Source organism: Marinococcus tarijensis (genome assembly GCF_054971385.1).
In genome coordinates this window covers 1-4,870 of the sequence record NZ_JBQOJA010000063.1, presented here as the reverse complement: position 1 = coordinate 4,870, position 4,870 = coordinate 1, and the positions used below count along the sequence as shown (strand labels likewise).

The following is a 4,870-nucleotide window of genomic DNA, read 5'->3' as shown; positions in this document are numbered from 1 at the left end:
AGCATCAAACTTTTTACGGAGAGTTTGATCCTGGCTCAGGACGAACGCTGGCGGCGTGCCTAATACATGCAAGTCGAGCGCGGGAAGCCGGCGGACTCCTTCGGGAGGAAACCGGTGGAACGAGCGGCGGACGGGTGAGTAACACGTGGGCAACCTGCCGGACTGATGGGAATAACCCCGGGAAACCGGGGCTAATGCCCAATACGCCCTGACCTCGCCTGAGGTCAGCGGCAAAGCAGGGATCTTCGGATCCTTGCACAGTCCGATGGGCCCGCGGCGCATTAGCTAGTTGGAGAGGTAAGGGCTCCCCAAGGCGACGATGCGTAGCCGACCTGAGAGGGTGATCGGCCACACTGGGACTGAGACACGGCCCAGACTCCTACGGGAGGCAGCAGTAGGGAATCATCCGCAATGGGCGAAAGCCTGACGGTGCAACGCCGCGTGAGTGATGAAGGTTTTCGGATCGTAAAGCTCTGTTGACAGGGAAGAACCCACGCCAGTCGAACAGGCTGGCGTGCTGACGGTACCTGTCCAGAAAGCCCCGGCTAACTACGTGCCAGCAGCCGCGGTAATACGTAGGGGGCAAGCGTTGTCCGGAATTATTGGGCGTAAAGGGCACGCAGGCGGTTTCGTCAGTCCGATGTGACAGGCCACGGCTCAACCGTGGAAGGCCATTGGAAACTGCGAAACTTGAGGACAGAAGAGGAGAGTGGAATTCCACGTGTAGCGGTGAAATGCGTAGATATGTGGAGGAACACCAGTGGCGAAGGCGACTCTCTGGTCTGTACCTGACGCTGAGGTGCGAAAGCATGGGGAGCAAACAGGATTAGATACCCTGGTAGTCCATGCCGTAAACGCTGAGTGCTAGGTGTTAGGGGTTTCGATACCCGTAGTGCCGAAGCTAACGCATTAAGCACTCCGCCTGGGGAGTACGACCGCAAGGTTGAAACTCAAAGGAATTGACGGGGGCCCGCACAAGCGGTGGAGCATGTGGTTTAATTCGACGCAACGCGAAGAACCTTACCAGATCTTGACATCTTCCGCCACGCCTCGAGAGAGGCGGTTCCCCTTCGGGGGACGGAATGACAGGTGGTGCATGGTTGTCGTCAGCTCGTGTCGTGAGATGTTGGGTTAAGTCCCGCAACGAGCGCAACCCCTAATCTTAGTTGCCAGCATTCAGTTGGGCACTCTAAGGTGACTGCCGGTGACAAACCGGAGGAAGGTGGGGATGACGTCAAATCATCATGCCCCTTATGATCTGGGCTACACACGTGCTACAATGGATGGTACAACGGGATGCGAACCCGCGAGGGGGAGCCAATCCAGAAAAGCCATTCTCAGTTCGGATTGCAGGCTGCAACTCGCCTGCATGAAGCCGGAATCGCTAGTAATCGCGGATCAGCATGCCGCGGTGAATACGTTCCCGGGCCTTGTACACACCGCCCGTCACACCACGAGAGTTTGCAACACCCGAAGTCGGTGAGGGAACCCTTCTGGGACCCAGCCGCCGAAGGTGGGGCAGATGATTGGGGTGAAGTCGTAACAAGGTATCCCTACCGGAAGGTGGGGATGGATCACCTCCTTTCTATGGAGCAGTACCCCGGTCCCGCAGGGACCGGGCAGGGGCCTGGCTTGGCTTTCCTTTTGAGAGATACGATCTCTCTGTTTTGATTTGGCACGTTGGACCTTGACAACCGAATACCGAGACCAAAAACACACAAGCAACACAAGGCGGCCGGGCTCTGCCCGGCGGCCGCGTCGAAGAAAACCGCGTATCGAGTGGTTAAGAAGAAAAGGGCGCACGGTGGATGCCTTGGCACTAGGAGCCGAAGAAGGACGCGACGAACGGCGAAACGCTCCGGGGAGCTGTACGTAAGCTTTGATCCGGAGATGTCCGAATGGGGGAACCCGCCTTCCGTCATGGGAAGGCGTCCGGCCGCTGAACACATAGGCGCCGGACGGTAGACCCGGAGAACTGAAACATCTTAGTACCCGGAGGAAGAGAAAGCAAACGCGATTTCCCGAGTAGCGGCGAGCGAAACGGAATCAGCCCAAACCGGGATGCTTGCATCCCGGGGTTGTAGGACCCCCGCACGGCAGGCGGGGAGGATAGGCGAAGCGGCCTGGAAAGGCCCGCCAGAGACGGTAACAGCCCGGTAGCCGGCATCCTCCCCCCGCCGGGGGTATCCTGAGTACGACGGGACACGAGAAATCCCGTCGGAAGCTGGGAGGACCATCTCCCAAGGCTAAATACTCCCTAGTGACCGATAGTGAACCAGTACCGTGAGGGAAAGGTGAAAAGCACCCCGGAAGGGGAGTGAAACAGATCCTGAAACCGTGTGCCTACAAGAAGTCGGAGCCCGTTAAGGGGTGACGGCGTGCCTTTTGTAGAATGAACCGGCGAGTTACGCTCGTCTGCAAGGTTAAGCCGCAAAGGCGGAGCCGCAGCGAAAGCGAGTCTGAAGAGGGCGATGCAGTAGGCGGGCGTAGACCCGAAACCAGGTGATCTACCCATGACCAGGGTGAAGGCCAGGTAACACTGGCTGGAGGCCCGAACCCACGCAAGTTGAAAATTGCGGGGATGAGTCGTGGGTAGCGGTGAAATGCCAATCGAACCTGGAGATAGCTGGTTCTCCCCGAAATAGCTTTAGGGCTAGCCTCGGGTATGAGAGTCCTGGAGGTAGAGCACTGATTGGACGAGGGGTCCTTCCCGGATTACCGAATTCAGTCAAACTCCGAATGCCAGCGACTTGCTGCCCGGGAGTCAGACGGCGAGTGCTAAGATCCGTCGTCGAGAGGGAAACAGCCCAGACCACCGGCTAAGGTCCCTAAGTCTGCGTTAAGTGGAAAAGGATGTGGAGTTGCTTAGACAACTAGGATGTTGGCTTAGAAGCAGCCATCATTGAAAGAGTGCGTAATAGCTCACTAGTCGAGTGACTCTGCGCCGACAATGTACCGGGGCTAAACGCAGCACCGAAGCCGTGGACTCTCCCGCATGGGAGAGATGGTAGGGGAGCGTTCCAGGGGCCCAGAAGCCGGACCGTGAGGACCGGTGGAGCGCCTGGAAGTGAGAATGCCGGTATGAGTAGCGAAAAGAAGGGTGAGAATCCCTTCCGTCGAAAACCCAAGGTTTCCTGAGGAAGGCTCGTCCGCTCAGGGTTAGTCGGGTCCTAAGCCGAGGCCGAAAGGCGTAGGCGATGGAAAACAGGTTGATATTCCTGTACCACCTCCGTTCCATTTGAGTGATGGGGGGACGCAGGCAGGCACGGCCGCGCGCTGCTGGACATGCGCGTTGAAGCTGGCAAGGCCGGGGGAGCGGCAAATCCCTCCCCCATACGGCCAAGCGGTGACCAGGAGGGCCCTACGGGGCCCGAAGGGCCTGCACCTACCCTGCCAAGAAAAGCCTCTAGCGAGGAACGTGGTGCCCGTACCGTAAACCGACACAGGTAGGTGGGATGAGTATTCTAAGACGCGCGGGAAAACTCTCGTTAAGGAACTCGGCAAAAGGACCCCGTAACTTCGGGAGAAGGGGTGCTCCCCGGGGTGAATAGCCCCAGGGAGCCGCAGTGAAAGGGCCCAAGCGACTGTTTATCAAAAACACAGGTCTCTGCGAAGCCGTAAGGCGAAGTATAGGGGCTGACACCTGCCCGGTGCTGGAAGGTTAAGAGGAGGCGTTATCCCCCTTCGGGGGGAGAAGCGCCGAATTGAAGCCCCAGTAAACGGCGGCCGTAACTATAACGGTCCTAAGGTAGCGAAATTCCTTGTCGGGTAAGTTCCGACCCGCACGAAAGGTGCAACGACTTGGGCACTGTCTCAACGAGAGACCCGGTGAAATTATAATACCTGTGAAGATGCAGGTTCCCCGCGACAGGACGGAAAGACCCCATGGAGCTTTACTGTAGCTTGACATTGGATGTGGGTACCACTTGTACAGGATAGGTAGGAGCCATCGAATCCGGACCGCCAGGTTCGGAGGAGGCGCTGGTGGGATACTACCCTGGTGGTATCGACATTCTAACCGCAGGCCGTGATCCGGCCTCGGGACCGTGTCAGGTGGGCAGTTTGACTGGGGCGGTCGCCTCCCAAACAGTAACGGAGGCGCCCAATGGTTCCCTCAGAATGGTCGGACATCATTCGCAGAGTGCAAAGGCACAAGGGAGCTTGACTGCGAGACCTACAAGTCGAGCAGGGACGAAAGTCGGGCTTAGTGATCCGGCGGCACCGCATGGAAGGGCCGTCGCTCAACGGATAAAAGCTACCCTGGGGATAACAGGCTAATCTCTCCCAAGAGTTCACATCGACGGGGAGGTTTGGCACCTCGATGTCGGCTCATCGCATCCTGGGGCTGAAGTAGGTCCCAAGGGTTGGGCTGTTCGCCCATTAAAGCGGTACGCGAGCTGGGTTCAGAACGTCGTGAGACAGTTCGGTCCCTATCCGTCGCGGGCGCAGGAAAGGTGAAAGGAGCTGTCCTTAGTACGAGAGGACCGGGATGGACACACCGCTGGTGTACCAGTTGTTCCGCCAGGAGCACTGCTGGGTAGCTACGTGTGGACGGGATAAGTGCTGAAAGCATCTAAGCATGAAGCCCCCCTTAAGATGACCTTTCCCCTCTACGGAGATAAGACCCCTTGAAGATGACGAGGTAGATAGGTCCGGCGTGGACGCATGGCGACATGTGCAGCGGACGGATACTAATCGGTCGAAGTCTTATCCACACGCATGATAGCACGATACGCGGCGGTGGCTGCGGTCTCGGTATTTGGTTGTCAGGGCCCGACGGGCCGGTCCGGTGGCAACAGCGAAGAGGATCCACCCGTTCCCATGCCGAACACGGAAGTTAAGCTCTTCAGCGTTGATGATAGCCGGGGGT

At 58.1% G+C, this 4,870-nt stretch carries 3 rRNA genes; all 3 read left to right on the top strand.

Annotated elements, in window-relative coordinates:
- The first annotated feature begins 12 nt into the window (after positions 1-12).
- A 16S ribosomal RNA gene (locus ACTTK7_RS17015) occupies positions 13-1,585 on the top strand.
- Positions 1,586-1,781: 196 nt separating this feature from the next.
- Positions 1,782-4,715, top strand: a 23S ribosomal RNA gene (locus ACTTK7_RS17010).
- Between the two features lie 70 nt (positions 4,716-4,785).
- Positions 4,786-4,870, top strand: a 5S ribosomal RNA gene (gene rrf, locus ACTTK7_RS17005); the annotation flags it as partial.